This is a genomic window from Brevundimonas sp. NPDC090276 (genome assembly GCF_044772165.1).
Taxonomy (GTDB): Bacteria; Pseudomonadota; Alphaproteobacteria; order Caulobacterales; family Caulobacteraceae; genus Brevundimonas.
The window spans coordinates 529,150-553,626 of record NZ_JBIVYK010000003.1; the positions used below are offsets into that span (position 1 = coordinate 529,150).

Annotated in this window: 29 protein-coding genes; 11 read left to right on the forward strand and 18 right to left on the reverse strand. The window is 68.4% G+C overall.

Annotated elements, in window-relative coordinates:
- Positions 1–9: 9 nt before the first annotated feature.
- From ACIQTU_RS14435 to ACIQTU_RS14465, 7 genes are read right to left on the reverse strand one after another with little or no spacing between them, the layout of a single operon-like run.
- A complete protein-coding gene (locus tag ACIQTU_RS14435; protein ID WP_400548552.1) occupies positions 10–564 on the reverse strand; it encodes a lipocalin family protein in 555 nt (184 codons plus the stop codon).
- A gap of 37 nt (positions 565–601) precedes the next feature.
- On the reverse strand, positions 602–1,135 hold the full coding sequence (locus tag ACIQTU_RS14440) for a GNAT family N-acetyltransferase (RefSeq protein ID WP_400548555.1): 534 nt from the start codon (positions 1,133–1,135) through the stop codon (positions 602–604).
- On the reverse strand, positions 1,090–1,557 hold the full coding sequence (locus tag ACIQTU_RS14445; protein ID WP_400548557.1) for a DUF6265 family protein: 468 nt from the start codon (positions 1,555–1,557) through the stop codon (positions 1,090–1,092). Before ACIQTU_RS14445 ends, ACIQTU_RS14440 begins: the two co-directional genes overlap by 46 nt.
- Positions 1,558–1,585: 28 nt before the next feature.
- Entirely contained in the window at positions 1,586–2,020 is a 435-nt protein-coding gene (locus tag ACIQTU_RS14450) for a DUF1178 family protein (protein ID WP_400548560.1), read from the reverse strand.
- The gene (locus ACIQTU_RS14455; RefSeq protein WP_400548563.1) at positions 2,017–2,856 is read right to left on the reverse strand and encodes a carbon-nitrogen hydrolase family protein; all 840 of its coding nucleotides are present in this window, start codon (positions 2,854–2,856) and stop codon (positions 2,017–2,019) included. The genes ACIQTU_RS14450 and ACIQTU_RS14455 overlap by 4 nt, the downstream gene beginning before the upstream one ends.
- Complete coding sequence (gene grxC / locus ACIQTU_RS14460; RefSeq protein ID WP_400548566.1) at positions 2,856–3,113, reverse strand: glutaredoxin 3; 258 nt, start codon at positions 3,111–3,113, stop codon at positions 2,856–2,858. Before grxC ends, ACIQTU_RS14455 begins: the two co-directional genes overlap by 1 nt.
- A gap of 30 nt (positions 3,114–3,143) precedes the next feature.
- The gene (locus ACIQTU_RS14465; RefSeq protein WP_400548569.1) at positions 3,144–3,950 is read right to left on the reverse strand and encodes a ComF family protein; all 807 of its coding nucleotides are present in this window, start codon (positions 3,948–3,950) and stop codon (positions 3,144–3,146) included.
- Here ACIQTU_RS14465 and ACIQTU_RS14470 point away from each other — a divergent pair.
- Entirely contained in the window at positions 3,949–4,833 is an 885-nt protein-coding gene (locus tag ACIQTU_RS14470; RefSeq protein ID WP_400548572.1) for a methyltransferase domain-containing protein, read from the forward strand. The two genes, ACIQTU_RS14465 and ACIQTU_RS14470, sit on opposite strands and share 2 nt — an antisense overlap.
- Here ACIQTU_RS14470 and ACIQTU_RS14475 read toward each other — a convergent pair whose 3' ends face one another.
- The 3 genes from ACIQTU_RS14475 to ACIQTU_RS14485 are packed head-to-tail and all read right to left on the reverse strand — an operon-like array spanning position 4,834 to position 7,564.
- On the reverse strand, positions 4,834–5,250 hold the full coding sequence (locus tag ACIQTU_RS14475) for a (deoxy)nucleoside triphosphate pyrophosphohydrolase (RefSeq protein WP_296176234.1): 417 nt from the start codon (positions 5,248–5,250) through the stop codon (positions 4,834–4,836).
- A complete protein-coding gene (gene argJ, locus ACIQTU_RS14480) occupies positions 5,247–6,629 on the reverse strand; it encodes a bifunctional glutamate N-acetyltransferase/amino-acid acetyltransferase ArgJ (RefSeq protein WP_400548576.1) in 1,383 nt (460 codons plus the stop codon). Before argJ ends, ACIQTU_RS14475 begins: the two co-directional genes overlap by 4 nt.
- Complete coding sequence (locus tag ACIQTU_RS14485) at positions 6,626–7,564, reverse strand: peptidyl-prolyl cis-trans isomerase (protein WP_400548579.1); 939 nt, start codon at positions 7,562–7,564, stop codon at positions 6,626–6,628. The genes argJ and ACIQTU_RS14485 overlap by 4 nt, the downstream gene beginning before the upstream one ends.
- Positions 7,565–7,840: 276 nt before the next feature.
- Here ACIQTU_RS14485 and secA point away from each other — a divergent pair, with 276 nt between their 5' ends.
- Both secA and ACIQTU_RS14495 read left to right on the forward strand, forming a co-directional pair.
- Positions 7,841–10,693, forward strand: a complete 2,853-nt coding sequence (gene secA / locus ACIQTU_RS14490) for a preprotein translocase subunit SecA (RefSeq protein ID WP_400548582.1) — start codon at positions 7,841–7,843, stop codon at positions 10,691–10,693.
- A gap of 140 nt (positions 10,694–10,833) precedes the next feature.
- Positions 10,834–11,997, forward strand: coding sequence for an aminotransferase class V-fold PLP-dependent enzyme (locus tag ACIQTU_RS14495; RefSeq protein WP_400548585.1), 1,164 nt, complete (start codon positions 10,834–10,836; stop codon positions 11,995–11,997).
- Between the two features lie 12 nt (positions 11,998–12,009).
- Here the strand turns inward: ACIQTU_RS14495 and ACIQTU_RS14500 are convergent, their stop codons facing one another.
- From ACIQTU_RS14500 to ACIQTU_RS14515, 4 genes are read right to left on the reverse strand one after another with little or no spacing between them, the layout of a single operon-like run.
- The gene (locus tag ACIQTU_RS14500) at positions 12,010–12,480 is read right to left on the reverse strand and encodes a hypothetical protein (RefSeq protein WP_400548588.1); all 471 of its coding nucleotides are present in this window, start codon (positions 12,478–12,480) and stop codon (positions 12,010–12,012) included.
- A gap of 50 nt (positions 12,481–12,530) precedes the next feature.
- On the reverse strand, positions 12,531–13,001 hold the full coding sequence (locus tag ACIQTU_RS14505) for a GNAT family N-acetyltransferase (protein WP_400548591.1): 471 nt from the start codon (positions 12,999–13,001) through the stop codon (positions 12,531–12,533).
- Positions 13,002–13,024: 23 nt separating this feature from the next.
- Positions 13,025–13,909, reverse strand: coding sequence for an alpha/beta fold hydrolase (locus tag ACIQTU_RS14510; protein WP_400548593.1), 885 nt, complete (start codon positions 13,907–13,909; stop codon positions 13,025–13,027).
- Between the two features lie 5 nt (positions 13,910–13,914).
- Complete coding sequence (locus ACIQTU_RS14515) at positions 13,915–14,409, reverse strand: Fur family transcriptional regulator (protein ID WP_400548595.1); 495 nt, start codon at positions 14,407–14,409, stop codon at positions 13,915–13,917.
- Positions 14,410–14,566: 157 nt separating this feature from the next.
- On the opposite strand from ACIQTU_RS14515, the gene ACIQTU_RS14520 reads away from it, so the two are divergent.
- Positions 14,567–15,358: a SapC family protein gene (locus ACIQTU_RS14520; protein ID WP_400548598.1), complete on the forward strand. Its 792-nt coding sequence runs from the start codon at positions 14,567–14,569 to the stop codon at positions 15,356–15,358.
- A gap of 131 nt (positions 15,359–15,489) precedes the next feature.
- On the opposite strand, the gene ACIQTU_RS14525 is transcribed toward ACIQTU_RS14520, so the two are convergent.
- Complete coding sequence (locus tag ACIQTU_RS14525) at positions 15,490–15,897, reverse strand: MaoC family dehydratase (RefSeq protein WP_400548601.1); 408 nt, start codon at positions 15,895–15,897, stop codon at positions 15,490–15,492.
- Positions 15,898–15,910: 13 nt separating this feature from the next.
- The gene (locus tag ACIQTU_RS14530; protein WP_400548604.1) at positions 15,911–16,933 is read right to left on the reverse strand and encodes an NADP-dependent oxidoreductase; all 1,023 of its coding nucleotides are present in this window, start codon (positions 16,931–16,933) and stop codon (positions 15,911–15,913) included.
- 314 nt (positions 16,934–17,247) lie between these two features.
- On the opposite strand from ACIQTU_RS14530, the gene ACIQTU_RS14535 reads away from it, so the two are divergent.
- Positions 17,248–17,532, forward strand: a complete 285-nt coding sequence (locus tag ACIQTU_RS14535) for a hypothetical protein (RefSeq protein ID WP_400548607.1) — start codon at positions 17,248–17,250, stop codon at positions 17,530–17,532.
- Positions 17,533–17,534: 2 nt separating this feature from the next.
- On the opposite strand, the gene ACIQTU_RS14540 is transcribed toward ACIQTU_RS14535, so the two are convergent.
- Positions 17,535–18,329 carry a response regulator gene (locus tag ACIQTU_RS14540; RefSeq protein ID WP_400548610.1) on the reverse strand — a complete coding sequence of 265 codons (795 nt, stop codon included), beginning with the start codon at positions 18,327–18,329 and terminating at the stop codon, positions 17,535–17,537.
- A gap of 195 nt (positions 18,330–18,524) precedes the next feature.
- Here ACIQTU_RS14540 and ACIQTU_RS14545 point away from each other — a divergent pair, with 195 nt between their 5' ends.
- From ACIQTU_RS14545 to ald, 5 genes are all read left to right on the forward strand, one after another.
- Entirely contained in the window at positions 18,525–18,731 is a 207-nt protein-coding gene (locus ACIQTU_RS14545; protein WP_184266764.1) for a NepR family anti-sigma factor, read from the forward strand.
- A complete protein-coding gene (locus ACIQTU_RS14550; protein ID WP_400548613.1) occupies positions 18,728–19,333 on the forward strand; it encodes a sigma-70 family RNA polymerase sigma factor in 606 nt (201 codons plus the stop codon). The genes ACIQTU_RS14545 and ACIQTU_RS14550 overlap by 4 nt, the downstream gene beginning before the upstream one ends.
- A gap of 6 nt (positions 19,334–19,339) precedes the next feature.
- On the forward strand, positions 19,340–21,058 hold the full coding sequence (locus ACIQTU_RS14555) for a sensor histidine kinase (protein WP_400548616.1): 1,719 nt from the start codon (positions 19,340–19,342) through the stop codon (positions 21,056–21,058).
- 84 nt (positions 21,059–21,142) lie between these two features.
- Entirely contained in the window at positions 21,143–21,280 is a 138-nt protein-coding gene (locus ACIQTU_RS14560) for an entericidin A/B family lipoprotein (protein ID WP_400548619.1), read from the forward strand.
- Between the two features lie 141 nt (positions 21,281–21,421).
- Positions 21,422–22,540 (forward strand): alanine dehydrogenase, encoded by a 1,119-nt coding sequence (gene ald, locus ACIQTU_RS14565; protein WP_400548622.1) that lies wholly within the window; start codon positions 21,422–21,424, stop codon positions 22,538–22,540.
- Here the strand turns inward: ald and ACIQTU_RS14570 are convergent.
- On the reverse strand, positions 22,537–23,292 hold the full coding sequence (locus ACIQTU_RS14570) for a hypothetical protein (RefSeq protein WP_400548625.1): 756 nt from the start codon (positions 23,290–23,292) through the stop codon (positions 22,537–22,539). The two genes, ald and ACIQTU_RS14570, sit on opposite strands and share 4 nt — an antisense overlap.
- Before the next feature lie 96 nt (positions 23,293–23,388).
- Here ACIQTU_RS14570 and obgE point away from each other — a divergent pair, with 96 nt between their 5' ends.
- Positions 23,389–24,444 (forward strand): GTPase ObgE, encoded by a 1,056-nt coding sequence (gene obgE / locus ACIQTU_RS14575; protein WP_400548628.1) that lies wholly within the window; start codon positions 23,389–23,391, stop codon positions 24,442–24,444.
- The last annotated feature ends 33 nt before the right edge of the window (positions 24,445–24,477 follow it).

The window sequence follows — 24,477 nt, forward strand, 5'->3', positions numbered from 1 at the left end:
TAGCCCGCCCTAGTGCTGCGTCTCGCGCAGCAGTGACAGGTCATAACCCAGGGCCTGGACCCGGTTGCGCAGGGCCTGACGGGTTTCCGCCGCGGGGCGGGCCTCGCGGCTGAGGATCCAGAGATAGCGGCCCGAGGGCTCGCCGACGATCGACCAGCTGTAGTCGTCGGCGTGGTCCAGCACCCAGTAGTCGCCGACATAGAAGGGGCCGAAGAAGGAGACCTTCAGCTTGGCGTTTTCGCTGCCCTCGACGATCTTGGCGCGGGCCTCGGCCTGTTTCATGGGGCCGTCGACCGCGCCCTGCCGACAGCGGTTCAGAACCCGCACCAGACCGTCGTCGCGCATGCTGTAGTCGGCGGTCACCGCCTCGCAGTCCTTCTGGAAGCCGGCCTCGTAGCGAGCCAGCTCGTACCAGCGGCCGAGATAGCGGTTCAGGTCCACCGGCTTGGCCGGTTGCGGCACGGCGGCGTTGCCGACCGGCCCGCGTTGCAGGGTGGCGCAGGCGCCGAGGGCCAGAGCGGCGCCGGCCAGCAGGACGAGGGGAAGAGTGCGCTTGAAGGTCATGGGGTCCGAAAGGCCCGATCCCCGGCATAGGTTCCCGTCAGAGCGTCCTGATCATGTAGCGCGCGTCGTCGCCATAGCTGGCCAGCTTCTCGGCCATGCCGGGCGGGTTTTGCACCACGAAGCCGTTGCGTTCCCAGAAGGCGGTCGCCTCGTTGACCGCGACCAGGGCGATCTCGGGCCAGCCCGCCGCCCTGGCCTGTTCGGCCAGACGTTCGATGATGGGGCGGGTATGGCCGCCGCCGCGCGTGCCGGGGTGGACGGCCAGATCGTGCAGGTAGATGACCTCGGCGTCGGTCGGGATGGCGCCGATCAGGCTGTCCAGCGGCGGGGCGCTGTTCCGCCGCCAGGGGTAGGCCATCAGATAGCCCATGACGGTTCCGGCATCGTCGGACAGGACGAAGCAGCCCTCGGGCGCCAGGGCCTGACGCTCGGCGAAGCACTCGCGCGCCTCGAAATGGTCGGGGAAGGACAGGCGGGCGACGGCGACGACACCGTCGATGTCGTCGGGCGTCATGGACCGCCAGTCTAGCTGGGGCAGCGCGCGTTCAGTGGCGCCTTGTTGAATGTCCATTCCGCACTCCGGGTCTCATCGTCATCCGCCCCTTCGATGCGGGCGGTCAGCACATCCCCCTCGCGTTGATAGAGGATGCGGTGCGGAAAGTCGTTGGCGGGGTTGGCGAAAACCACCCTCTGCGGCCCGCTTTCGACCAGGCGAAAGCGGGTCGGCGCGGCTCCTCCCGGCTGCGCGACATAGGCCAGACCGCCCTCAGGAACGGGGCCGATGCGAGCGAACTCGAAGCCGCTGCGACCATTGCGCACGGTCACGGTGTGGCCGACCAGAAGGCCCGCCCGCGGGTCGCTCCAGGTCTCCGACGCCTCGCGCCCGCCGGAGCAGTCCAGCCAGTAGCCGGCCATCCACGACAGGTCTGGCGCGGGCGAAACCGGCGTCGCTTGCAACAAAGCGGCGGCCGAAAGCGCGGTCAGCAAGGCCATCGAAGTCTTCCTCCTCCTCGTTCCGTCATCAGTTCGTCTTCTTCGGGGCGGGCGGCAGGCTGGGCAGGGGGGCGCAGGGCACGCCGTCGTCCTTCAGCTTCTTGACCTCGGCAGGGGTGGCCTCGCCGTAGATTTCGCGCTTCTCGGAGCGCCCCTCGTGGATGTCGCGCGCCTCGCGGGCGAAGGCGTCGCCGACGTAGTCGAAATTCCGCTCGACGTGGTCGCGCACCTCGCGCGCCGCCTGCATCATCATCGAGTGCATCTGCTTCATGGCGTCCGGCGACGGGACGGTCTTCTTAGTGCCCGCGACGGACGGGGCCATGACCTGCTTGCGCACGCCGGTCGAGGCGCAGAAGGGGCACTCGACCAGACCGCGCGCAGCCTGATCGTCATAGTCGGACGACGAGGCGAACCAAGCCTCGAAGCCGTGGCCTTGGTCGCAAGACAGGGCGTAGCGGATCATTGCGGCCAGTCAAAATCGCGGTCGTGCTTCAGCGAAGGCACGGCCTGTCGGGCGCGCTGAACGGCGCTCAGATCCAGCGCAGCGTGCAGAACGCCAGGTTCGTCGTGGTCGGCCTTGGCGATCACCTCGCCCCACGGGCCGACGACCAGGGAGCGGCCCCAGGTCTGACGGCCGTCCTCGTGGGCGCCGCCCTGGGCCGGAGCCAGGACGAAGGCGCCCGTCTCGATAGCGCGAGCGCGCAACAGGGTCTCCCAGTGGGCCTCGCCGGTCGGGCGGGTGAAGGCTGCGGGCACGGCGATCATTGAAGCCCCGGCCTTGGCCAGTGCGCGATACAATTGCGGAAAGCGCACGTCGTAGCAGATGCTCTGGCCCAGCCCGCCCCAGGGCGTCTCGGCCACCGTCGCCCCGAGGCCGGGACGAACCGAGGCGCTCTCGCGATAGGTCTCGCCGTTAGGCAGGTCGACGTCGAAGACGTGCAGCTTGTCGTAGCGGGCGACCACCGCCCCGGTCGGATCGACCAGCAGCGAACGGTTGGCGGCGCGATCGTCGCCGGGCGTGTCAGAGCGCACGATGGCCGAGCCGATCAGCAACCAGACGCCCAGTTCGTTGGCCAGAGCGCGCAGGCCGAGGACGGCGATGTCGGCCTCCTCGGTCGACAGGGCGGCGTCACGCAGACCCCGGCGCTGTTCGAGGAAATTCGTCCCCTCGGGCGTCAGGATCAGCTGGGCGCCGCCGGCCGCCGCCTGGCGGATCAGCGGCTCGACATGGGCGAAGCTCGCGTCCGCCGTCGCCGGCGTCCGCGTCTGGATCAGCGCAACATCGAGCCGCTGGTCCATCAGGCCGCCAGCAAGGGGTCGAGACCGCCGCGAGCGTCCAGGGCGTGGATATCGTCGGAACCGCCGACATGAACGTCGCCGACGAAGATCTGCGGGAAGGTGGACTTGCCGTTGGCGCGGGCGACCATCTCGGCCTTGATCTCGGGATCACGCGAGGCGACAATTTCGGTGAAGTCGACGCCCTTGCGCTTCAACAGAGCCATGGCGGCGGTGCAATAGGGGCAACCGGGCTTGGTGTAGATAACGACGTCGGCCAACTCAGAGTCTCCAATACTCAGATCAACCCCCTACTTAGGCGGTTCGCGCGCGCTTCGCACCCTCGCGATGACCGCAAGATCCACCGCACGGGCCCCGGCAGACAAAAGGACGCGGGCGCAAGCTTCGGCCGTGGCCCCGGTCGTCAGCACATCGTCGATCAGCAGGACGCGCCGTCCCTTGATCCGGCGACGCCCGGCCTCGGTGACGACGAAGGCCTTTTTGACGTTCAACCGTCGTCCGCGCGCCGACTTGCCGCCCTGGCTGTCGGTGGGCATGGCGCGGATCAGGGCGTCGGGCAGGTAGTCGAGACCGGCATGGCGGGCCAGGGGGCGGGCGATCTCGGCGGCCTGATTGAAGCGCCGCGCCAGCAGGCGGGACCGGTGCAGGGGCACGGGAACCACGGCGTCGGCTTCCGCCACGACATCAGCGGCCGAGCGGGCGATCCAGCGCGCGAACAGGGGGGCGAACTGCTGCTGGTCGCCGTGCTTGAACTTGAGGATGAGGCCGCGCGACGCCTCGTCATAGACGCAGGCGGCGCGAGCGCGGGCGAAGGCGTAGGGCTGGACCTGGCAGGCCAGGCAGCGGTCGGAGGCGAAGTCGCCGCCGTCGTATTCAAAAGCCGCGCCGCAGCCGTCACAGACAGGGGCTTCCAGAAACACGACCCGACCCCAGGCGTCGGGCGTCAGGCCCGCCGAGGCCGTGGCCTCGCGGCTGTCGTGGGCCATGGGCGGCAGCAGAATATCCAGAAGTCCGCGCCCCGCATCGCGCGTGCGGGATGCTATAGGCGCCGTCACGCCTTTTAATCGACCTCGCCAGCCCCCATTCTGAACCGACATGAGCCCCCCCTCCTCCGGTCCCCCGATCATCTTCGACGCCACCCGCCGCGCCGCGCGCCTGAGCCGCGCCGCCCGACGCTTCCCCGACGCCGACTTCCTGCACGTCCGCGCCGCCGAGAATGCGGTGAACAGTCTGGAGGTGATCCTGCGCGAGTTTCAGGCCCCCGTCGACCTGTCGCCCCATCCGGGCGTCTTTGCGCAGGCCGTCGCCGAGAGTTCAGCCCGCGAGCGGGTGGCCGTGGTGCGCGCCGTGGGTTCGGTTTCCGAGCGCGCCGCGCCGGGGGCCGGGCCGCTGGGGCTGGAGGACCAGTCGGCGGACCTGATCGTCAACCTGCTGGGCCTGCACTGGGCCAACGACCTGCCGGGCGCTCTCAGCCAGATCCGGCGCGCCCTGCGGCCCGACGGCCTGTTCGTGGCCAGCCTGTTCGGGGCGGCGACGCTGAAGGAACTGCGCGGCGTGCTGACCGAGGCCGAGCTGGAGGTCAACGGCGGGGCCCAGGCGCGGATTTCACCCTTCGCCGACGGTTTCGACGGGGCGGGTCTGCTGCAGCGGGCCGGTTTCGCCCTGCCGGTGTCAGACGTGGACCGGGTGACGGTGCGCTATGGCGATCCCTTCGCCCTGATGCGCGACCTGCGTGCCATGGGCGAGACCAATGTGCTGGCGGGGCCGATCAAGCCGCTCAGCCGCGCCGTGCTGGCGCGCGCGGCGCAGCTCTATGCCGAACGCCACGCCGAGGCGGACGGGCGCATCCCGGCGACCTTCGAGATGGTGCATCTGGCCGGCTGGGCGCCGCACGAGAGCCAGCAGAAGCCGGCCCGGCGCGGCTCGGCCAAGAGCCGGCTGGCCGACGCGCTGGGTGTCAGGGAACAGACCGGGGAATAGTCAGAGCAGGTCGCGCAGCCAGGCGACCAGGGGCTCGTCGGCGGGCGGCATGGGATAGTCGCCCAGCTTGTTCGGCTTCACCCAGGCCAGACCGGCGTGTTCCTTCGCCGTGACCACGCCCGACCAGCGGCGGCACAGGTAGAGCGGCATCAGCAGGTGGAAGCTCTCATAGGCGTGGCTGGCGAAGACGAAGGGCGCCAGGCAGGCCTCGTTCACGTCGATGCCCAGCTCTTCCTTCAGCTCACGGATCAGAGCCTGTTCGGGCCGTTCGCCCGGCTCGACCTTGCCGCCCGGAAACTCCCACATCCCGGCCAACTGCTTGCCCTCGGGCCGCTTGGCGATCAGGACGCGGCCGTCGGGGTCGACCAGGGCTACGGCGACGACGAGGACGGTGGGGACGGCGGCGGCCTCGCTCACGAGCGATAGTCCCCGTTGATCTCGATGTAGCGCTTGGTCAGGTCGCAGGTCCAGACGGTGGCCGAAGCGCGGCCCGAGCCGACGTGCACAGTGATGTCGATCTCGGCGTTCTTCATATAGGCGCTCATCTGAGCCTCGTCGTAGGTCGGCGACGGGGCGCCGTCGACGGCGGCGACATGAGGGCCGAAGTGGATGGCCAGACGATCGCGATCGACGGCCTCCTCGGTCTTGCCCACGGCCATGACGATGCGGCCCCAGTTGGCGTCCTCGCCAGCGATGGCGGTCTTCACCAGGGGGCTGTCGGCGATCGACTTGGCCAGCTTGCGCGCCGAGGCGGGCGAGGCCGCGCCGTCGACGGTGACGCGCACGAACTTGGTCGCCCCCTCGCCGTCACGCACCAGCTGGTGGGCCAGGTCGAGCATGACCTTGTCCAGAGCGGCCGAGAAGTCCTTGAGCCGGCGGTCGCCGACCCGGCCGATGCGCGGCGAGCCCGAGGCGCCGGTGGCGAACAGCAGGGCCGTGTCGTTGGTCGAGGTGTCGCCATCGACCGTCACGCTGTTGAAGGTGGTGCGCACGTGCAGGTTCAGCAGGGCCTTCAGCACGGGCGGAGCGATGTTCGCGTCGGTGACGATGAAGGCCAGCATGGTCGCCATGTCGGGCGCGATCATGCCCGACCCCTTGGCGATGCCGGCGATCTTCACCTTGACGCCTTCAATCTCGCATTCCGCGTAGGAGCCCTTGGGGAAAGTGTCCGTGGTCATGATGCCGAGGCCCGCCTGCGCCCAGGCGTCGGCCTTCAGACCCGTTTCGATGTCGGGCAGACGGGCGGTGATCTTGGTCTCGTCCAGCACCACGCCGATCACGCCGGTCGAGGCCAGCATGACGTCGCGCTGGCGACAGCCGAAGCGCTTGGCGACTTCCGAGGCCGTACGGCGGGCCGCATCGGCCCCGGCCTTGCCGGTAAAGGCGTTGGCGCAACCGGCGTTGACGACCAGGGCCTTGACCCCCTCGCCGCCCTTGTCGGCGTCCAGCTGACGCTTGCACCAGTCCACCGGCGCCGAACCCACCTTGTGCCGGGTGAAGACACCGGCGCAGGACGCACCCTCGGGGAAGTGGAAGACCACCAGATCATCACGCTCATGCTTGTAGAAGCCGGCGCGGGCCGTGGCGATCTCGACCCCGCCGATGGGCGGTATGGTCGGGAAGGGCACGGCCAGAGGCGAGATCATCAGGCCGGGCTTGCCGGGCGAGGCCGGCGCCTTGGCCGCAGCGGGCTGGGTGGCGCGCTTGAGGGCCGAGGCCAGCGGATCCAGGGCCTTTTCAATGGCGGATTCAATCATCTGGCCGGTCGAGCCGGATTTGGCGGGCGGACGGTTCATGAGGCGACGGTTCCGGCGGGTGGAGCGGCGGGAGAGACGGGCGCAGGCCTGGCGGGGGCTTGCGCCGCCGGTTTGGCGGGATTGAGGAAGACTTCGACCTGGGCCTTGCCGCGCAGCTGCTCCAGCAACTGGCGAACGCCCTCATAGGTCAGGTAGCGGACAATAACAGGACGGGCCTGATCCAGGGTCGGCGGGGTTTCCAGACGACGGTCCTCGATGCGAAGCACCGCCCAGCCGCCCTCGCCCTGGACTGGGCCGACCACGGCGCCGGGCGCCTGGCCGCGCAGGGCGGCGGCGTAGGCGTCAGGCAGAACGTCCAGCGTCGAGTAGCCCAGATCGCCGCCGGAATAGCGGGTGGCGTCATCGACCGAGCGCTGGGCGGCGACGGCCTCGAAGGCAGCCCCCTGCCCCAGGACCCCGACCACGGCGTCGGCCTGCTCCTTTGTGTGCGACAGGATCAGGCGGACGCGAACCTCTTCGGTCGTCTGGGCGCGACGCTGCTGCTCCTGATAGAGGCGCTCGACGGCCTGATCCGACACCGCGCCGCTGACGACGTTCTCGACCAGCATATCGCCGAGGATGCGTTCATGCACCGCCTCCAGCCGACGCTGGGCGGCGGGGCTCTTGTCCAGACCGCGACGGCGAGCTTCGGCGGCCAGCAGCTTCTGGTCGACCACCTCGTCCAGCACCCGACGGAACAGTTCGGACTTGACGTCCAGGGGCTCGCCCTCGCCGATCAGGCCCTGGGCCACGGCCTCGCGGCGCACGTCCGAGGCCCAGACCGAACGGTCCGACACCCGCGCCACCACCAGATCATTCTTCTCGGGCGGGGTTTCCGCATCGCCGCGCCCGCAGGCGGCCGTCAGAACCAGCGCCGCAGCGGCCGAGGCCAGCAGGGCGAAAGCGGTTCGGAAGGAGGGACGCGAAAGACGCATCAGACGCTCCGGCCAAAAGGCGCAAAAGGGGCGGAAAACAGGAACCGGAAAGCCGGTCGCGACAAGCCGTTGAAAGCCCCTCGCGTTGACAGGGGTTAGGGCGGTGCTTAAGTCCCGACTGCGCCCAAGTCGAGGGGTTTTCGATCGTCTGCGCGGCCCCTGCGCACGCCCCGGATTTCGGGAGTCGTCGGGACCGGCGTCGATCCAGGGCTTCTAGATCACGGCGTTTCCTGTTCAAGAGCCTCAGCCGCTCGACCGCCTTTCACCGGATCGCCCATGCTCGGCTTCGCCAAGAAACTCCTCGGCTCCTCCAACGACCGCAAGGTCAAGGCCTTCATGGGCCAGGTGCAGAAGATCAATGCCCTGGAATCCAAGTTCGAGGCCTTCTCGGACGACGAACTGCGCATGATGACGCAGACCTTCAAGGACCGCATCGAGGCAGGCGAGAGCCTGGACAAGATCCAGAACGAAGCCTTCGCCGTGGTGCGCGAGGCGTCCAAGCGGGTCCTGGGCCAGCGTCAATACGACGTGCAGATGACCGGCGGCATGATCCTGCATGAAGGCGGCATCGCCGAAATGCGGACCGGCGAAGGCAAGACCCTGGTGGCCGTGGCCCCAGTCTACCTGAACGCCCTGGCGGGCAAGGGCGTCCACGTCATCACCGTCAACGACTATCTGGCGCGCCGCGACGCCGAGACGATGGGCCGCGTCTATCGCTTCCTCGGCCTGGACGTCGGCGTCATCGTCAACGGTCTGTCGCAGGGCCAGCGCCAGGCGGCCTACAACGCCGACATCACCTACGGCACCAACAACGAATTCGGTTTCGACTACCTGCGCGACAACCTGGTCTATGACCGTCGCGAGATGGTGCAGCGCAGCCACCACTTCGCCATCGTCGATGAAGTCGACTCCATCCTGATCGACGAGGCGCGCACGCCGCTGATCATCTCGGGCCCGACCGAGGACCGCTCGGACCTCTACAAGATCGTCGACACGATCGTGAAAGACCTGATTGTCGACAAGGCCACCTACGACCTCGACGAAAAGCAGCGTCAGGCCCTGCTGACCGAGCTGGGCTCGGAGCGCATCGAGGAGATGCTGGAAGCCGGCGGCCACTTCGCCGAGGACACTACCGACCTGTATGATCCGGCCAACGTCAGCCTGGTCCATCACGTCAACCAGGCCCTGCGCGCCAACACCCTGTACACGCGCGACAAGGACTACATCATCAAGGCTGGCGAGATCGTCCTCATCGACGAATACACCGGCCGCATGATGACAGGCCGTCGCCTGTCCGAAGGTCTTCACCAGGCCATCGAGGCCAAGGAAGACGTCAAGATCATGCCCGAGAACCAGACCCTGGCCTCGGTCACCATCCAGAACTATTTCCGCCTCTACGAAAAGCTGTCCGGCATGACCGGCACGGCCGCCACCGAGGCCCAGGAATTCCTCGACATCTACAAGATGGACGTCCTGGAAGTGCCGACCAACCGTCCGATCCAGCGCAAGGATTTCGACGACGAGGTCTATCGCACCTTCCGGGAAAAGAACGCGGCCATCGCCGCCCAGATCGCCGAGTGCCACGTCAAGGGCCAGCCCATCCTGGTCGGCACCGTCTCGATCGAGAAGTCCGAGGAGTTGTCGGACGTCCTGAAGACCTATGAGTACAAGGTCGAGACGGGCCGCACCCTGAAAGCCAGCTACGCCGACCGCGAGAAGGAAGCGCAGAAGGTCGGGGATGACGCCTGGGACATCACCTACGTCACCGGCCGCGGCATTCCGCACAATGTCCTGAACGCGCGCCAGCACGAGCAGGAAGCCTATATCGTCGCCGACGCCGGTCTGCCGGGCGCGGTAACCATCGCCACCAACATGGCTGGTCGCGGCACCGACATCCAGTTGGGCGGTAACCTGGAGATGCGCGTCCAGCGCTGGACCCAGGAACAGCGCAACATGGCGATCGAGGTCACGCCCGAGGCCCTGGCCGCCAAGGAAGAAGAGTTCAAGGCCGAGATCGCCGTCGCCAAGGAACAGGCCCTGCTCGCCGGCGGCCTGTTCGTCCTCGGCACCGAGCGCCACGAGAGCCGCCGCATCGACAACCAGTTGCGCGGCCGCACCGGCCGTCAGGGCGACCCCGGCACCTCGAAATTCTACCTGTCCTGCGAAGACGACCTGCTGCGCATCTTCGCCGGCGACCGTCTGGACGGCATCATGAAATCCTTTGGCGTGGCCGAGGGCGAGGCCATCAGCCACCCCTGGCTGAACCGCGCCGTCGAGACCGCCCAGAAGCGCGTCGAAGCCCGCAACTACGACATGCGCAAGAACGTGCTGAAGTACGACGACGTCGTGAACGACCAGCGCAAGGCCGTGTTCGAGCAGCGCCAGGAGTTCATGGATTCCGACGACCTGTCGGAACTGGTCACCGACTTCCGCCTCGACGTCGTGTCCGATCTGGTCGAGCGCTACATGCCGCCCAAGGCCTATGCCGAGCAGTGGGACATGGACGGTCTGGACGAGAAGGTCCGCTCGACCCTTGGCCTGGAGCTGCCGCTCAAGGAATGGGCCGCCGAGGAAGGCGTCTCGAACGAAGAGATCGAGGAGCGCATCAACGCCGCCGCCGACGCCCGCGCCGCCGAGCGTCTGGAAATGATCGGCGCCGACCAGACCCGCGGTCTGGAAAAGCAGTTCATGCTGCAGATGATCGACATGCAGTGGCGCGAGCACCTGGTCCACCTGGACCACCTGCGCGGCGTCATCGGCCTGCGCGGCTACGGCCAGCGCGACCCGCTGAACGAATACAAGACCGAAGCCTTCAACCTGTTCGAGACGCTGCTGCACGACCTGCGCCACAACGTCACCCGCTGGCTGATGACGGTCGAGTTCCGCTTCGAGGCGCCGCCGGCCATGGAGATGCCCGAGTTCCAGGAAATCCATCTGAACCCCGGCACCGGCGAGAACGAGATGGCCAATCCGATGGCCCAGAACCCCGAAGGCATGCTGACCGGCGACGACCGTTCCAAGCTGCCGGTCGAGGCCCTGCCGGTCGGCTGGGAACGCACCAGCCGCAACGCCGACTGCCCCTGCGGCTCGGGCCGCAAGTTCAAGCACTGCCACGGTAGTCTCATTTAAGGCGCTGCCGCGCGGCGCTACGCTCGCGACGCGGTCGCTCGCGGCTTGAACGCCGAAAGACTGAGTTGAGAGGCGGGTTTGCGAAGGCAGACCCGCCTCTTTTCTGTTGGGCCGCCCGCCGATCCGGGTAAGGTCGCGGGATGAGCTTCAAGCCCCTCTTCTCGCTCGCCCTGGGTCTGGATCCCGAGCGGCTGCATTTCGCCGCCCACAGCCATCACCTGTGGCCTGACGCGAGCTTCGACGCCCAGGTCCAGGCCTGGGCCGAGGCCAACCGCTTCGCCGACCGCAAGTGGGAGCTGGTGTTCGGCGAGGTCATCCCTGAGGCGCAACAGCATGTGGCGCAGGAGCTGAACCTGCCCTCGCCCGACAGCCTGATCTTCACCTCCAACACCCACGATCTGCTGATCCGCCTCGTGTCCGGGGTCGAGAAGAAGCCGGTGCGCATCCTGTCCACCGACGGCGAGTTCCACTCCTTCCGCCGCCAGTCCGAGCGCTGGGAAGAAGCAGGCGAGGCCCTGGTCACGCGGGTGCCCCTGCAGCCCTTCGCCACCTTCGCCGAGCGCTTCGTCGCGGCGGCGCGGGCGGGCGGGCACGCCCTGATCCTGGTCAGCCAGGTCTTCTTCCGCACCGGCCAGGTGTTCGACGCGATCGCCGAGCTGGCCGAACTGGCCGATCCGGCGGGGCCGTGGGTGGTCATCGACGGCTATCACGGCTTCATGGCGACCCCGACCGACCTGTCGGCCGTGGCGGACAAGGTCTTCTATCTGGCGGGCGGCTACAAATACGCCATGGCGGGCGAAGGCGCCTGCTTCCTGCATTCGCCGCCCGGCTTCTGCCCGCGCCCGGTCATCACCGGCTGGTTCGCCGAGTTCGGCCATCTGGAAGGCCCGCCCGGCGGGGTTCAGTACCGCACCGACGGCGGCCGCTTCTGGGGCGCCACCTTCGACGTCAGCGCGCTCTATCGCCTCAACGCCGTGCGCCGGATGCTGGACGAGCAGGGGCTGACCACCGCCGACATCGCCGCCCATGCGCGCCGCCTGCAGGCTCGCTTCCAGGCGGCGGTCCAGAACGGCGAGGCCGGCGCCCTGTCGCAGGCCGACATCCTCAACCCTGTCGAGGGCGAGGCGCCGCGCGCCCGCTTCCTGGCCCTGCGTTCGGACGAAGCGTCGCGCTGGAAGGCCGACCTGCAGCACATGAATGTGGTCACCGACGTGCGCGACGACGTCATCCGCTTCGGCTTCAGCCTCTATCAGTCGGAAGAGGACGTGGAGCGGCTGATCCACGCCTGCGCCCGCCTGACCTGAGGCGTCAGAAGATCAGAAGAAAAGGCTCTCGTCCTGACGTTGCGGCTCCGGGGGGCGTCGCGGCGTCGCCGGGCGCGGCGCGGGTCGCGGCGCGGCGGCGGGAGGGGGCGCCCGGGGGCCTGCCGTCGCAATGGGCGCGACGATGTCAGCCTTCTCTTCTTCGGTGTCGAAGATCGAACGCCAGATCGAAGTCGCCGCCGTCGGCATCGCCGGTTCAGGCGTGATCGACGCGGGTGGGGTCGCAGCCCCGGGCCCCACGAGGGGATAGGGCACGGGCGAGGTCTCCGCAGCCTTGCGAGTCGATTCGACGGGCGTCGCGGTCTCGGCGGACGGCGTCGCCGCCTGCGTCTCGGCCAGACGTTGATCCGCCGCGTTCCACAGGATGGCCACGCCCAGAGCCAGCAGCACAAGACCAATGGCCGCGCCGATCAGCGACCCCCACAGGATGCGCGACAGACTGGACGGGGCGGCGGAGGACGACATCGTGCCCCAGGCCTAGCACCGAACGGCCTGACGGCAACCCCCGGCCCGGATCAGAACCCGCTCCGCATGGCTTCGGCCGACCAGCGCACGACCACCTTTTCTTCCTGCTCGGCCCCCAGGCGGGCGTAAAAACGCCGCGCGCCCTGGTTGTCCGTCCTGACCTCCCAGCGCGCGCCCAGGCCCTCGCTCTCAGCCTCGGCGGCGAAGGCCCGCATCAGGGCATCGCCCACCCCGGCGCCGCGCGCCGCCTCGGCCACGAACAGATCGTCAAGGTTGAGATAGTCGCAGCCGCGCCAGATCCCGTAGACCCGCGTCCAGGAGACAAAGCCGACCGCCCGTCCCCCGATCTGCGCCAGCAGGAAGGCCGCGCGCGGCGGTTGGGCGGTCAGGGCGGCCTCCAGACTGGCCGGCGTCGCCGCCAGATAGGGCGTCAAACCCTCGTAGGCCGCCAGAGCCGCCATCAAGGCATGAACCTCGGCCGCGTCCTCGACCGTCGCACGCCGCACCTTCAGTCCCGCCATGCTTCCCCCTGAGGCTTGCTCCGTCAGACCGCCAGATCGAGCAGAGCGTCGCGCACGATGTCCGGGTGGGTCATCGGGAACAGGTGCCCGCCGCCGGACACGACCTCGACACGGCGCGACTCGCTCTCGCCCGTCGGAACGGCGCACAGGGCGCCGCTCTCGGCCTTCAGGATGCGCACGGCGCCCGAATACCGGCGCAGCGCCCGCCAAGGGTTGTGCGCCTGTGCGGCGTAGTTCGAGGCCTCCCAGGCGGGCGAACAGGTCAGTTCAAAGCCGCGATCGGTCTCGGCCAACCCGTCGGCCAGATAGTCGGCCAGCATCATGTCCGCCCAGCCCTTGAAGGCCCCGCGGCCGCGGTAGGCGGCCAACGCCTGCTCGCGGCTGTCAAACAGGGCGCGTCGCTTGCGCGTGCCGGCGACGATGGGATTGCGCTCGGCCAGCCGCCCGATCAGGGGCAGGTTCATCACCAGCATCATCTCGCGTCGCCAGATGACCGGGTCCAGCAGCAGGAGACGCGACACGCGGTCGGGCCTTTCCGCCGCCGCCAGCAGACCGCTCGTGCCGCCTATGGAATGGCCAGCCAGGGCCACGGGCGGGCCGTCGACGGCGTCGAGCAGGGCGGTCAGGTCGTCGCGGTGATCCTTCCAGCTGCGCCGTCCCGCAGGCTCGGCGGGCAGCCGGGTGCGGCCGTGCCCCCTCAGGTCGGGCGCCCAGATGCGCAGGGCGCCGGACAAGGGCTGCAGCAGGGAGCGATAGGCGTAGGCGTTGAAGCCATTGGCGTGGGCGAAGATCAGATCGACGGGGCGCGCCGGATCGCCGAAGTCCAGCACCGCCATCTCGCCCCCGCCCCAGCGGTTGTCGATGGGAACCGTCAGGCGCCGCGGCGCCGAAAGGGCCAGGGCGTCCATGCTGGTCAGGCCGCCACGCGGCAGGCAGGGCAGCGGCCATGCCCCTCGATGGTCGTGCGCTCGATCGCATAGCCGGCCGAAGCGGCGGCCTCGGCGAAGGCGTCGCCGCCGGCCACGGCGACCTCTTCGGTGGCCCCGCAACAGTCGCAGATCAGGAAGGCCGCTGCGTGGGCGGGCGCGTCTCCGGCGACGGCGGTGCAGGCGACATAGGCGCTGATCGAGGCGATCCGGTGAACCACGCCGCGACGCTCCAGGAATTCGAGGGCGCGATAAACGGTCGGCGGCTTGGCCGCCTGGCCGTCGACGCCGAAGCGGGCGATCAGGTCATAGGCCTTCACCGGCTCGCCCGCCGCCAGCAGCAGTTCCAGCACGCGGCGACGCGGCGCGGTCATGCGCTCGCCCTCCGCCACGCAGCGCGCCTCGACCGAGGCCAGCGCCTGCTCGACCTCGGCGGGGCCGGGTCGGCTGTCGGTGTGATCATGATCGCAAGCAACGCCCATGCCCCACAGCTAAGGGGTCCGCCGTCGCACTGCAACCGACCACGACCGCCCGGCTTGCACGACATGACCCGACGTTCGCCGAACCAACGCGTTTGCGGCGCGCCCGGCCATGGGCTAGAAGGCCCGACCCTTCTGCTCAGAGCCGATCCGACACATCATGACCGACACCACGACCCAAGCGTCCGGCCCCCTGTCCGGCAACGTCCTGTTTTACAGCCAACCCGAGCCGCTGTCCGCCGACGTTCATGGCAAGCTGGGCGTGACCCCCGCCGACAAGCCCTATGCCTTCGTCGCCCAGACGAACATCGTGCCGCTGACCGTGACCGAATTCGCTCCCGCCGCCCTGTCCTATCCGATCGTCTTCGTCGGCGACCTGAAGCAGCCGGTCGTGGCCATGGGCCTGCGTCAGAACGACAACCTTTTCATCGACAACGGCGACTTCCGTCCCGAAGCCTACATCCCGGCCTATATCCGCCGCTATCCGTTCGTCTTCGCCAACGACGACACCCAGAACCGCATGATCCTGTGCATCGATCGCGGCGCCGAGTTCGTGGGCGAGAACGCTGAAATCCCGTTGTTCGAGAACGGCCAGCCCAGCGCCTACGTCAACAACGCGATGGAGTTCTGCAACAACTTCGAGCAGGAGCGCCTGCGCACCGAGTCGTTCGTCAAACTGCTGATCGATCTGGACCTGTTCGAGACCCGCGAAGCCTCCTTCACCCCGCGCAACCCGGACGGCACCCCCGGCCAGGTGCAGAAGCTGGCGGAGTATTTCGCCGTCTCGGAAGACAAGCTGAAGGCCCTGCCGGCCGAGAAACTGGTTGAACTGCGCGACAACGGCGCTCTGGGCCAGATCTACGCCCACCTGGTGTCGCTGCTGGGCTGGGATCGCCTGATCGCCATGGCCTTCAACCGCGCCGCCGAGACGCCGACCGCCGCGAACGCCTGATTTTTAGGGGCCTATCGCGCTGGCGCGCTACTTGAGGCCTTTCTTGGGGCCTATCACGCTGGTGCGGCTTGAGGTCGCTAAAGACTGAAAATGAGAACGCCCCGCCGGTTTCCGGCGGGGCGTTTTTCTGTCTAACGCCGGGCGACCAAGGCGCGGGTCAGGCAGGAAAAGACCAACCGCCCCGCCTCGTCCAACAGGTCCTGCTGGGCGATGACGATGCCCTTTTCGTCGCCGACCGGGTCCTTGCCCATGACCGTCAACCGCCCGCGCAGCAGTTCGCCCGGCGGCGGATTGCGCAGGAAGCGCAGACCGTCGATCGCCAAGGTCTTGGTTCCCGCCCAATGTCCCGCCTTCTCGGCCGACAGCCGGCTCCACAGGGCGTAGACCAGGGCGTCGGGCGCGCCGTAGGCCACGTCCCAGCCCGGCGCGAACCGCTCGGCGAAGACGTCCAGCGCCCCGGCGTCCACCGCGCAGGCGCCCAGGGGGATGACCTGGCCGACCTCGAGGTCCTCGAAGTGGACGTGCAGCGGTTCGGTCATCCCGTCAGGCTCCTCAGGCGGCGGGTTCTTCCGAGACCCGGACCAGCAGCTTGCCGTCATGGTCGCCGGTGAACAAGCGGTTCAGCGAGGTCACCGCCCCCTCCAGCCCGTCGTCGACGTGGACCTTCCACTTGATCTTGCCGTCGGCCAGCCAGGGGCCCATCTCGGCCACCATCTCCCTGGCCCGGTGGGCGTAGTCCAGCACCAGGAAGCCCTGGACGTTCAGGCGATGGGTGATGATACGGCTGAAGTTCGGCGACGGCGGCATCCGCGTGGCGTTGTAGGACGAGATCAGGCCGCAAACGGCCATCCGGGCGTGGATGTTCAACCGGTTCCACACGGCGATCATGATGTCGCCGCCGACGTTCTCGAAATTCAGGTCGACGCCATTGGGGGCCAGACGGTCCAGGGCCTCGCCCACGTCCTCGTTCTTGTAGTCGACGGCGGCGTCGAAGCCGAGCTCCTCGGTCAGCCAGCGGCACTTTTCGGGGCCGCCGGCGATGCCGATGACGTGGGCGCCACGCTGTTTGGCCACCTGGCCGGCGATGGAGCCCACCGCCCCCGCCGCCGCCGAGATCACCAGGGTCTCGCCCGCCTTGGCCTTAAGCACGTCGGTGACGCCGAAATAGGCCGTCAGGCCGGTCATCCCCAGCACCGACAGGTTGGCCGTCAACGGCAGGCCCGGCGCGCGATGCACCGGCCGCAGCCCCTGTTCATGCACCACCGCATAGTCGGCCCAGCCGCCCGACAGCGGGGTGACGATGTCGCCTGTCTTGAAGCGTTCGGACTTCGACTGCTCAACCACGCCCAGGGTCAGGCCGCGCATGACCTCGCCCAGGCCCACCGGCGGCAGATAGCCCTGGCTGTCGTTCATCCAGGTCCGATTGGTCGGGTCCAACGACAGGTAGATGGTGCGGACCAGGACCTCGGCGTCCTTCAGGTCCGGCACCGATGTCTCGATCAGTTCCAGATCGCCGTCCTGGATCAGCCCCTGGGGCCGCTGGCGAAGAACCCACTGACGATTGCGAAGGGCCATGCTCGTCTCCGATGCGTTTTCTTTGAGAACTCATTAGGCGTGGACGCCGGCTCCCTGTCGAGGGGCTTCCAAAGAAAAAGCGGACCGTTTCGGGTCCGCTTTGAGGTGGCATCATCGAGAATGAGGAACGGAGACGACCGACCGGCGAACCGGTCAAGTCGGGGGGGCTTTGTCGCCTCCGCACTCCGATAACGACGACGTACGGATCCGGTTCCGTTGGCCGGGAAACAGGCGAACCGGAACGACGACAGGCGCCGCCGCGTTGCTGGACCATTAGGAACAGACTTACGGACCACGCCGCCCCGGAGACCGCGATGACCCATCAGGATCCCCACTCCCATTCCGCCGACGCCGTCGAACACCACGACCCGATTGAAGCCCAGTACGTGCGTCAGGGCCGCGGCGGAAAGCGCATTCTGTGGCTGCTGATTGTGTCCGCCGGAGCTGCGGCTGTGCTTCTGCTGGGCATGTGGCTGCTCAGCAATAGCGGCTTCCAGGCCGTCAACGCCGACGCAGGCGGCACCAAGGAAGACTCCGCCGCCTTCAGCCAGCCCGCGGCGACGCCGCCGCCCGCGGGGACGGCGACGCCGACGACCTGACCTCAGGCCGCCTGTTTCTGGCGCGACGGGTGGAAGAAGAGCGCCTGGCTGATCGCCGCCTTCACCGTCTCCGGCTGGAAGGGCTTGGTGATCAGGAAGGTCGGCTCGGGCCGCTCGCCGGTCAGCAGTCGCTCAGGGAAGGCGGTGATGAAGATGACCGGCACGTCGAAGCGTTTGAGGATGTCCTTGACCGCGTCTATGCCCGACGAGCCGTCGGCCAGCTGGATATCGGCCAGGACCAGACCCGGGCGATGGCGCGACACGGCGTCGACCGCCTCGTCATGCGTGGTGGCCGTGCCGGTGACGTTATGGCCCAGCTCCCGCACCAGGCTTTCAATGTCGGCCGAAATGATGGCCTCGTCCTCGATGATCAGGACATCGGTGGCCAGTTCGGCGTCGATGTCGGTCTGGGCCTCAGCGATCAGGCGCTCGACCGTGCGGGGGTCCACGCCCAGGATCTGCGCCGCTTCGGACGGCGTGAAGCCTTCCAGCGCGGTCAGCAGGAAGGCCTGTCGCGAGCGCGGCGCAATCCGCATCAGGCGGCGCGAAGCGTCGTCGCCGGCCTCCAGGCCGCTGCCATCCTCCAGCTGAGCCCCGGTCGACGACCAGATGGCATGGAAGACGTGATAGAGGGCGACCCGCGGCGTCATCTCGGTCGGCAGCTGTCGCTCGCCGGCCGCCAAGGCCTCCAGCGCGACGCGCACATAGTTGTCACCCGTGGTTTGATCGCCGGTCAAGGCCCGCGCATAGCGACGGACATAGGGCAGATGCGGCGCCAGCCTGGCCAGTAGACTCATACATATTCCCCGACAGTCGGCGTCCCCGATCTGAGGACGCGCCAGTTTGTCAGAACGGGCCCGAGGCGCAACGGTTCCACATTCGAAACACAAGCTTGAGCATAAAAACGCAGAGGCCTAGGAACTCTTGAAGCGAAGCGGCGTTTTCGGCTTCTATGAACGACTTCTCTAGGCTTGGGCGGCGGCCGGAACTCCATGATCAACTCTAAGGAAACCAACCCGCGTCCCGACGCGCCAGCGTCCCGGGACCAGGGTTTGGAAGAAGTGCGCCTGCGCCAGCAGGCCATAGGCGTGAAGCTGCGCCATATGTTCGACCAGGTGGTGAATGAGCCGGTCCCGGACGAATTCCTGGACATCCTGCGGCGGGCCGACGAGCGGTCGTCGACCAAGGAGGGCCAGTGAGCAACGGCGCGCCTCCCAAACCGCCCTCCGCCGACGACGCCGGTTTCAAGAAGGAACTGGTGACGCTCATCCCCCATCTGCGCGCCTTCGCCCGCACCCTGACCGGCGACCCCACGGCCGCCGACGACCTGGCCCAGGAAGCCATGATGAAGGCCTGGGACGCCCGGGCCAGCTATCAGATGGGCACCAACATGAAGGCCTGGACCTTCATGATCCTGCGCAACCAGTTCTATTCGGAAAAGCGCCGCTCCTGGCGTCAGACCCAACTGGATCAGGAAGCCGCCGAACGCACCCTGGTGGCGGTCGACGATCCCGAAGCGCCCGTCGCCCTGGACGAACTGCGCCAGGCCCTGAAGACCCTGCCCGAGGAACAGCGCGAAGCCCTGATCCTGGTCGGCGCGGGGGGCTTCGCCTATGAAGAAGCCGCTGAAATTTGCCAGTGTGCCGTCGGCACGGTGAAAAGCCGGGTGTCGCGAGCGCGCAAGGCCCTGCAGGCGACGCTGGAACGCGGTGGATACGGTCGCGACGGCAAGGCCGCCGGCGACGCCATGCGCTCCATCCTGGCCGACGCCGACCGCCTGAGCGGCGCCAGGCAGGACTGACGACGCATGGTGCGGTTCGGCCGCCCATGGGGGTTCAGGCTGGGTCGTCCCAGCGTCCACGGCATCCGCTTCCGCATGGGGCTGGCCATGGCCGTGGCCCTGCTGCCGATCCTGATACTCAGCGCCGTCCAGACCCAGAACGAGTTCCGGCGTCAGGCCGAGGACCGCCGCGTCGACCTGCAACTGGCCGCCGAACGCAGCGCCGCCGACGCCAAGGCGCGGATCGACAGCACCGTCGTCCTGTTGCAGGCCCTGGCCCCCGAGGCCGCCGGCTTCTACTGTGAACCGCGCCTGACGGCCCTGGTGTCGCGGCTGGACGGGCTGACCGCCCTGCAACGTTACAGCGCGACCGGAGAACCTCTCTGCGCCTCGCGTAGCAGCAACGATGGAGGCCCTCCCGCCGAGGTGCGCAGCCAGGAATGGTATCAGCGGCTGAGGAACGGCGAGGACGTGGTCATGGTCCGCGCCCCTGACGCCCCCGGATCGCTGATCGTCGCCGTTCGTTCGGAACGCCCGCTGGGCGCCTTTCAAGGAGCGATCACGGCGGTGATCCCGCTGACGGCCCTGCAACCGGACATTCACGATCCCGCCCTGCCGCCCGGCGCCCAGTCGGCGCTGACCGACGCCGATGGGCGGATTCTGGTCTCCACCGATCCCTCCGCCTTCGCCATAAACGGCACCAACTCAACCTGGGTCTGGGAGGCGCGAAAGGGCGAGGCCGCCCTGTTCGAGGCCCGCGACGCGCGCGGGCGCAAGCACGTCTACGCCGGAACGGCCCTGGCTGGCCGCGATCTCTATGTCTTGCTGTCGGCCCCGGCGTCAGGCCTTTTGTCCTGGGCGCGGCTGAATCCGATCGGGTCCTTCCTGCTGCCGCTGGCGGCCTGGCTGGTCGCCTTCCTGGCCGTCATGCTGCTGTCGGAGCGGATCGTCATCCGCTGGCTGGTCTATCTGGAGCGGGTCGCCGCCATCTATGCCCGCGGCCGCTTCTCGGTGCGGCCGGTCCAGGCTGAGCACGCCCCCGCCGAAATCCGCACCCTGGCCCGCACTCTGGGCGCGCTGGGCGAGACCATCACGACCCGCGACAAGGCCTTGCTCGACTCGCTGGACGAGAAGGACGCGCTGATGCGCGAGATCCACCACCGGGTGAAGAACAACCTGCAGATCATCTCGTCCCTGCTGTCGATGCAGCAGCGGGCGGTGGCCGACCCGGCGGCGCGAGCCGCCCTGGGCGACACCCGCCAGCGGATCACCGCCCTGGCCCTGATTTATCGCACCCTCTACCAGAGCGACGACATCCGCGAAGCCGACTCGCGCACCTTCCTGACCGAGCTGGTCGGCCAGTTGATCGCGGGCGAGGCCATGCGCGGTCCCCTGGTCACCAGTTCGGTCGAGGCCGACGCCATCATCATCGACCCGGACCGGCTGGCCCCCGTGGCCCTGTGGCTGGTCGAGGCCGTGTCCAACGCCCAGAAGCACGCCTTCGCCGGACGCGGCGGCGACCTCAGGGTCCGCTTCAAAGTCTCGGGCGACACCAGCGTTCTGGAGGTGCAGGACGACGGCCCCGGCATGGCCGACCGCGACACCGCAGGCGTCGGCCGCACCCTGATGAGCGCCTTCGCCAAACAACTTCGCGGACAGGCCGAAATGGTCGAGGCGCCCGGCGGCGGCTCCATCGCCCGGCTGACCTTCCCCACGCCCCTGGCCACCCCCGGCGCGCACGGTTAGGGGCAGCTTGGCAGGAACCCCCGCGGCGGCGCGGCGTTGATTTCGGGAGGGCGCCGTGAAGCGCCCGCCCTACAGGAGACGACCATGCGCAAACTGTTCATTCTCGCCGCCGCCGCCGCCCTTCTCAGCACCGCCGCCTGCAACACGATCGCCGGCGCGGGCAAGGACACCCAGGCCGCCGGCCGCGCCGTCGAAGACGCCGCCAAGGACGCCAAGAACTAAAATCATGCCGAACCCTCGCCGCCCGATGGGCTGCGAGGGTTTTTTATGTCTGGATTTCATCAGTTTCGTCTGGCGACATTCCCGGCGCAGGTTTAGCGTTCGCCCGCCCGCCACCGAGCGGACGGATCAGGAACCAGCCCCATGCGTGTCGGCGTACCCCGCGAAATCAAGACCAACGAACATCGCGTAGGCCTGACCCCGACCGCCGCGCGTGAATACGTCGCCCACGGTCATGAGGTCCGCATCGAGACTGGCGCCGGACTGGGCGCAGGCTTTACCGACGCCGACTACGTCAAGGCGGGCGCAGCCATCGTCGCCGACGCCGAGACCGTCTTCGCCGACAGCCAGATGATCGTGAAGGTCAAGGAGCCGCAAGCCCCGGAGTGGCCGCGCCTGCGCGAGGACCACATCCTCTTCACCTACCTGCACCTGGCCCCCGATCCCGAGCAGACCAAGGCCCTGCTGGCCTCGAAATGCGCCGCCATCGCCTATGAGACGGTGACCGACAGGAACGGCGGCCTGCCCCTGCTGGCCCCCATGTCAGAGGTCGCCGGGCGCATCGCCGTCTTCTCCGCCGCCGAGACCCTGTTGAAGCACAACGGCGGCATGGGCCTGCTGTTCTGCGGCGTGCCGGGCGTGGCCCCGGCCAGGGTGCTGGTGCTGGGCGGCGGGGTCGTGGGGCTGAACGCCGCGCGCATGGCCATGGGTCTGGGCGCCGAGGTGGTGGTGCTGGAGCGCTCTATCCCCCGGATGCGCGAGATCGACGAACTGACCGGCGGGCGGGTCATCACCCGCTATTCCTCGATCGGGGCCATCGAGGAGGAACTGGTCAAGGCCGACGTGGTGATCGGGGCCGTCCTGGTCCCCGGCGCCGAAGCCCCCACCCTGGTCCGTCGCGACCAGTTGAAATCGATGAAGCCGGGCAGCGTCCTGATTGACGTGGCCATCGACCAGGGCGGCTGTTTCGAGACCTCGAAGCCGACCACCCACGAGAAGCCCACCTATGTCGTCGACGGAGTGGTCCACTACTGCGTCGGCAACATGCCGGGCGCGGCGCCGCGTACCAGTTCCGAGGCTCTGAACAACGCCACCCTGCCCTTCGGCCTGGCTCTGGCGGACAAGGGTCTGGAAGCCTTGAAAAAGGACCCGCATCTGGCGCGCGGCCTGAACGTGCTGAAGGGCGAGATCACCTATCCCGCCGTGGCCGAAGCCCTGGACCTGCCGTGGAGCGACCCCTTCGGCGTCTGGGCGCGCGGCTAGACCGTCAGGGACAGCCCGGCGGCGGGCAATGCCTGAACGGCGTCATTGATCTCGCGGTCCATGCGGGCGACGGCGCGTTCAGCCTCGTCGCCCTCGGGCGAGCCGGCGGCCTTGTTCGCCGCCTGGCGCGCCATGGCCTTGATCTGGGCGGCCAGCCGCTTGACCTCGCTCAACACGTCACGGTCGGCCTGAGTTTCACCGTGGCGGCGGGCCCGCTCGTTGATGCGGGCCTGCGCGGCGTCGATCGCCTGCTGATAGGGATTGGCCGACTTCTCCGCTACGTCCTCGGCCAAGGCGACCTCGTCGTTATGATCTTCCGCCGGAGCCTCAGCGGACGGCGCGGCGGCCTGAGCCTCGCTCGAAACCTCGCCCGAAACCGCGTAGCTCGCGGGTTCTGCGCCCGCCGTCGCGGGCGCGCCCAGACCGGCGGTCGAGCCTCCGGCGGCGGCGTAAGCCTTGACCGCCGCTCCCAGTTCCTTGGCCAGTTGCGCCGCGATGCGGGCAGCGGCCTTGGGATCGCCGATCATGGCCATCTGCAGCATCCTTAGCCGCGCCTTGATCTGCTCAATCTTCTGCTTGGCCGCCGCCTTCTGACGCTCAGAGGCCTCCGCGCCGCGTTGCTTCAGGCTCTCAACCGCCGCACGGGCGTCGTTCAACCTGGCCTCGGCCAAGGCCTGCTGGCGCTGTTCGCGCACCGTCGTCGTCTCGGGCTTGGCCGTCGCGGGCGCGGGAAACAGGGAGCCGATGTTCATGGCCCGACAGCCTCATCCGCCTCGCCTAACGCGACGTAAACACCACTGAACAGCGTGACGCTCGCCCTTTGGCCCGAGTTTTGGCATAAGCCCGCGATGAAGTTCCTCGATCAGGCCAAAATCTACATTCGCTCGGGCGCCGGCGGCGCGGGCGCCGTCTCGTTCCGTCGCGAGAAATTCATTCCCAACGGCGGGCCTGACGGCGGCGACGGCGGCAAGGGCGGCGACGTCTGGGTCGAGGCGGTCGAGGGTCTGAACACCCTGATCGACTATCGCTACCAGCAGCATTTCAAGGCGCAGACCGGCCACCACGGCCAGGGCCGCCAGATGCATGGCGGCAAGGGCGATGACGTGGTCCTGCGCGTCCCGGTCGGCACCCAGGTGCTGGACGAGGACAAGGAAACCGTCCTGCTCGACATGGACAAGCCGGGAGAGAAGGTGAAGCTGCTGTCGGGGGGCAACGGCGGCTGGGGCAACACCCGCTTCAAGGGGCCGACCAATCAGGCCCCCACCTACGCCAACCCCGGCCAGGAGTTCCAGGAGCGCTGGGTCTGGCTGCGGCTGAAGCTGATCGCCGACATCGGTCTGGCCGGTCTGCCCAACGCCGGCAAGTCGACCTTCCTGGCGGCGGTCTCGGCGGCCAAGCCCAAGGTGGCGGACTATCCCTTCACCACCCTGACGCCCAACCTGGGCGTGGTGGACCTGAGCCCGTCGGAACGCTTCGTCATCGCCGACATCCCCGGCCTGATCGAAGGCGCGCACGAGGGCGCGGGTCTGGGCACGCGCTTCCTGGGTCACGTCGAGCGTTCGGCCAGCCTGATCCACCTGATCGACGGCACGCAGGACGACGTGGCCGAGGCCTATCGCATCATTCGCGGCGAGCTGGACGCCTACGGCGAAGGTCTGGCCGACAAGGTCGAATTGCTGGCGCTGAACAAGATCGACGCCCTCTCGCCCGAAGAGCGCGAGGAGAAGGTCGCCGCGCTGAAGGCGGCCTCGGGCAAGACGCCCTTCCTGGTGTCGGGCGTGTCCGGCGAGGGCGTGACCGAGCTGCTGCGCGCCGCCTGGGCCGAAGTCCGCAAAACCCGCGGTGAGATCGCCGACGAGGGCGAGGACGCCGTTCCTGAGACGCCGGGCGGCTGGCAGCCGTAATCGATCACATGGCCGGATGACGGGGGGCTTCGG

Bases quoted from the DNA above. Each gene is read 5' to 3' on its own strand.
- ACIQTU_RS14560 (WP_400548619.1), top strand. From the start codon at position 21,143: ATGCGCAAACTGTTCATTCTCGCCGCCGCCGCCGCCCTTCTCAGCACC.
- ACIQTU_RS14435 (WP_400548552.1), bottom strand. From the start codon at position 564: ATGACCTTCAAGCGCACTCTTCCCCTCGTCCTGCTGGCCGGCGCCGCT.
- ACIQTU_RS14520 (WP_400548598.1), top strand. From the start codon at position 14,567: ATGACCGACACCACGACCCAAGCGTCCGGCCCCCTGTCCGGCAACGTC.
- ACIQTU_RS14455 (WP_400548563.1), bottom strand. From the start codon at position 2,856: ATGGACCAGCGGCTCGATGTTGCGCTGATCCAGACGCGGACGCCGGCG.
- ACIQTU_RS14505 (WP_400548591.1), bottom strand. From the start codon at position 13,001: ATGGCGGGACTGAAGGTGCGGCGTGCGACGGTCGAGGACGCGGCCGAG.
- ACIQTU_RS14515 (WP_400548595.1), bottom strand. From the start codon at position 14,409: ATGGGCGTTGCTTGCGATCATGATCACACCGACAGCCGACCCGGCCCC.
- ACIQTU_RS14495 (WP_400548585.1), top strand. From the start codon at position 10,834: ATGAGCTTCAAGCCCCTCTTCTCGCTCGCCCTGGGTCTGGATCCCGAG.
- ACIQTU_RS14500 (WP_400548588.1), bottom strand. From the start codon at position 12,480: ATGTCGTCCTCCGCCGCCCCGTCCAGTCTGTCGCGCATCCTGTGGGGG.
- ACIQTU_RS14510 (WP_400548593.1), bottom strand. From the start codon at position 13,909: ATGGACGCCCTGGCCCTTTCGGCGCCGCGGCGCCTGACGGTTCCCATC.
- ACIQTU_RS14535 (WP_400548607.1), top strand. From the start codon at position 17,248: ATGACCCATCAGGATCCCCACTCCCATTCCGCCGACGCCGTCGAACAC.
- ACIQTU_RS14530 (WP_400548604.1), bottom strand. From the start codon at position 16,933: ATGGCCCTTCGCAATCGTCAGTGGGTTCTTCGCCAGCGGCCCCAGGGG.
- ACIQTU_RS14440 (WP_400548555.1), bottom strand. From the start codon at position 1,135: ATGGACATTCAACAAGGCGCCACTGAACGCGCGCTGCCCCAGCTAGAC.
- ACIQTU_RS14555 (WP_400548616.1), top strand. From the start codon at position 19,340: ATGGTGCGGTTCGGCCGCCCATGGGGGTTCAGGCTGGGTCGTCCCAGC.
- ACIQTU_RS14540 (WP_400548610.1), bottom strand. From the start codon at position 18,329: ATGAGTCTACTGGCCAGGCTGGCGCCGCATCTGCCCTATGTCCGTCGC.
- ald (WP_400548622.1), top strand. From the start codon at position 21,422: ATGCGTGTCGGCGTACCCCGCGAAATCAAGACCAACGAACATCGCGTA.
- ACIQTU_RS14445 (WP_400548557.1), bottom strand. From the start codon at position 1,557: ATGGCCTTGCTGACCGCGCTTTCGGCCGCCGCTTTGTTGCAAGCGACG.
- obgE (WP_400548628.1), top strand. From the start codon at position 23,389: ATGAAGTTCCTCGATCAGGCCAAAATCTACATTCGCTCGGGCGCCGGC.
- ACIQTU_RS14485 (WP_400548579.1), bottom strand. From the start codon at position 7,564: ATGCGTCTTTCGCGTCCCTCCTTCCGAACCGCTTTCGCCCTGCTGGCC.
- secA (WP_400548582.1), top strand. From the start codon at position 7,841: ATGCTCGGCTTCGCCAAGAAACTCCTCGGCTCCTCCAACGACCGCAAG.
- ACIQTU_RS14545 (WP_184266764.1), top strand. From the start codon at position 18,525: ATGATCAACTCTAAGGAAACCAACCCGCGTCCCGACGCGCCAGCGTCC.
- argJ (WP_400548576.1), bottom strand. From the start codon at position 6,629: ATGAACCGTCCGCCCGCCAAATCCGGCTCGACCGGCCAGATGATTGAA.
- ACIQTU_RS14570 (WP_400548625.1), bottom strand. From the start codon at position 23,292: ATGAACATCGGCTCCCTGTTTCCCGCGCCCGCGACGGCCAAGCCCGAG.
- ACIQTU_RS14465 (WP_400548569.1), bottom strand. From the start codon at position 3,950: ATGTCGGTTCAGAATGGGGGCTGGCGAGGTCGATTAAAAGGCGTGACG.
- ACIQTU_RS14470 (WP_400548572.1), top strand. From the start codon at position 3,949: ATGAGCCCCCCCTCCTCCGGTCCCCCGATCATCTTCGACGCCACCCGC.
- ACIQTU_RS14525 (WP_400548601.1), bottom strand. From the start codon at position 15,897: ATGACCGAACCGCTGCACGTCCACTTCGAGGACCTCGAGGTCGGCCAG.
- ACIQTU_RS14450 (WP_400548560.1), bottom strand. From the start codon at position 2,020: ATGATCCGCTACGCCCTGTCTTGCGACCAAGGCCACGGCTTCGAGGCT.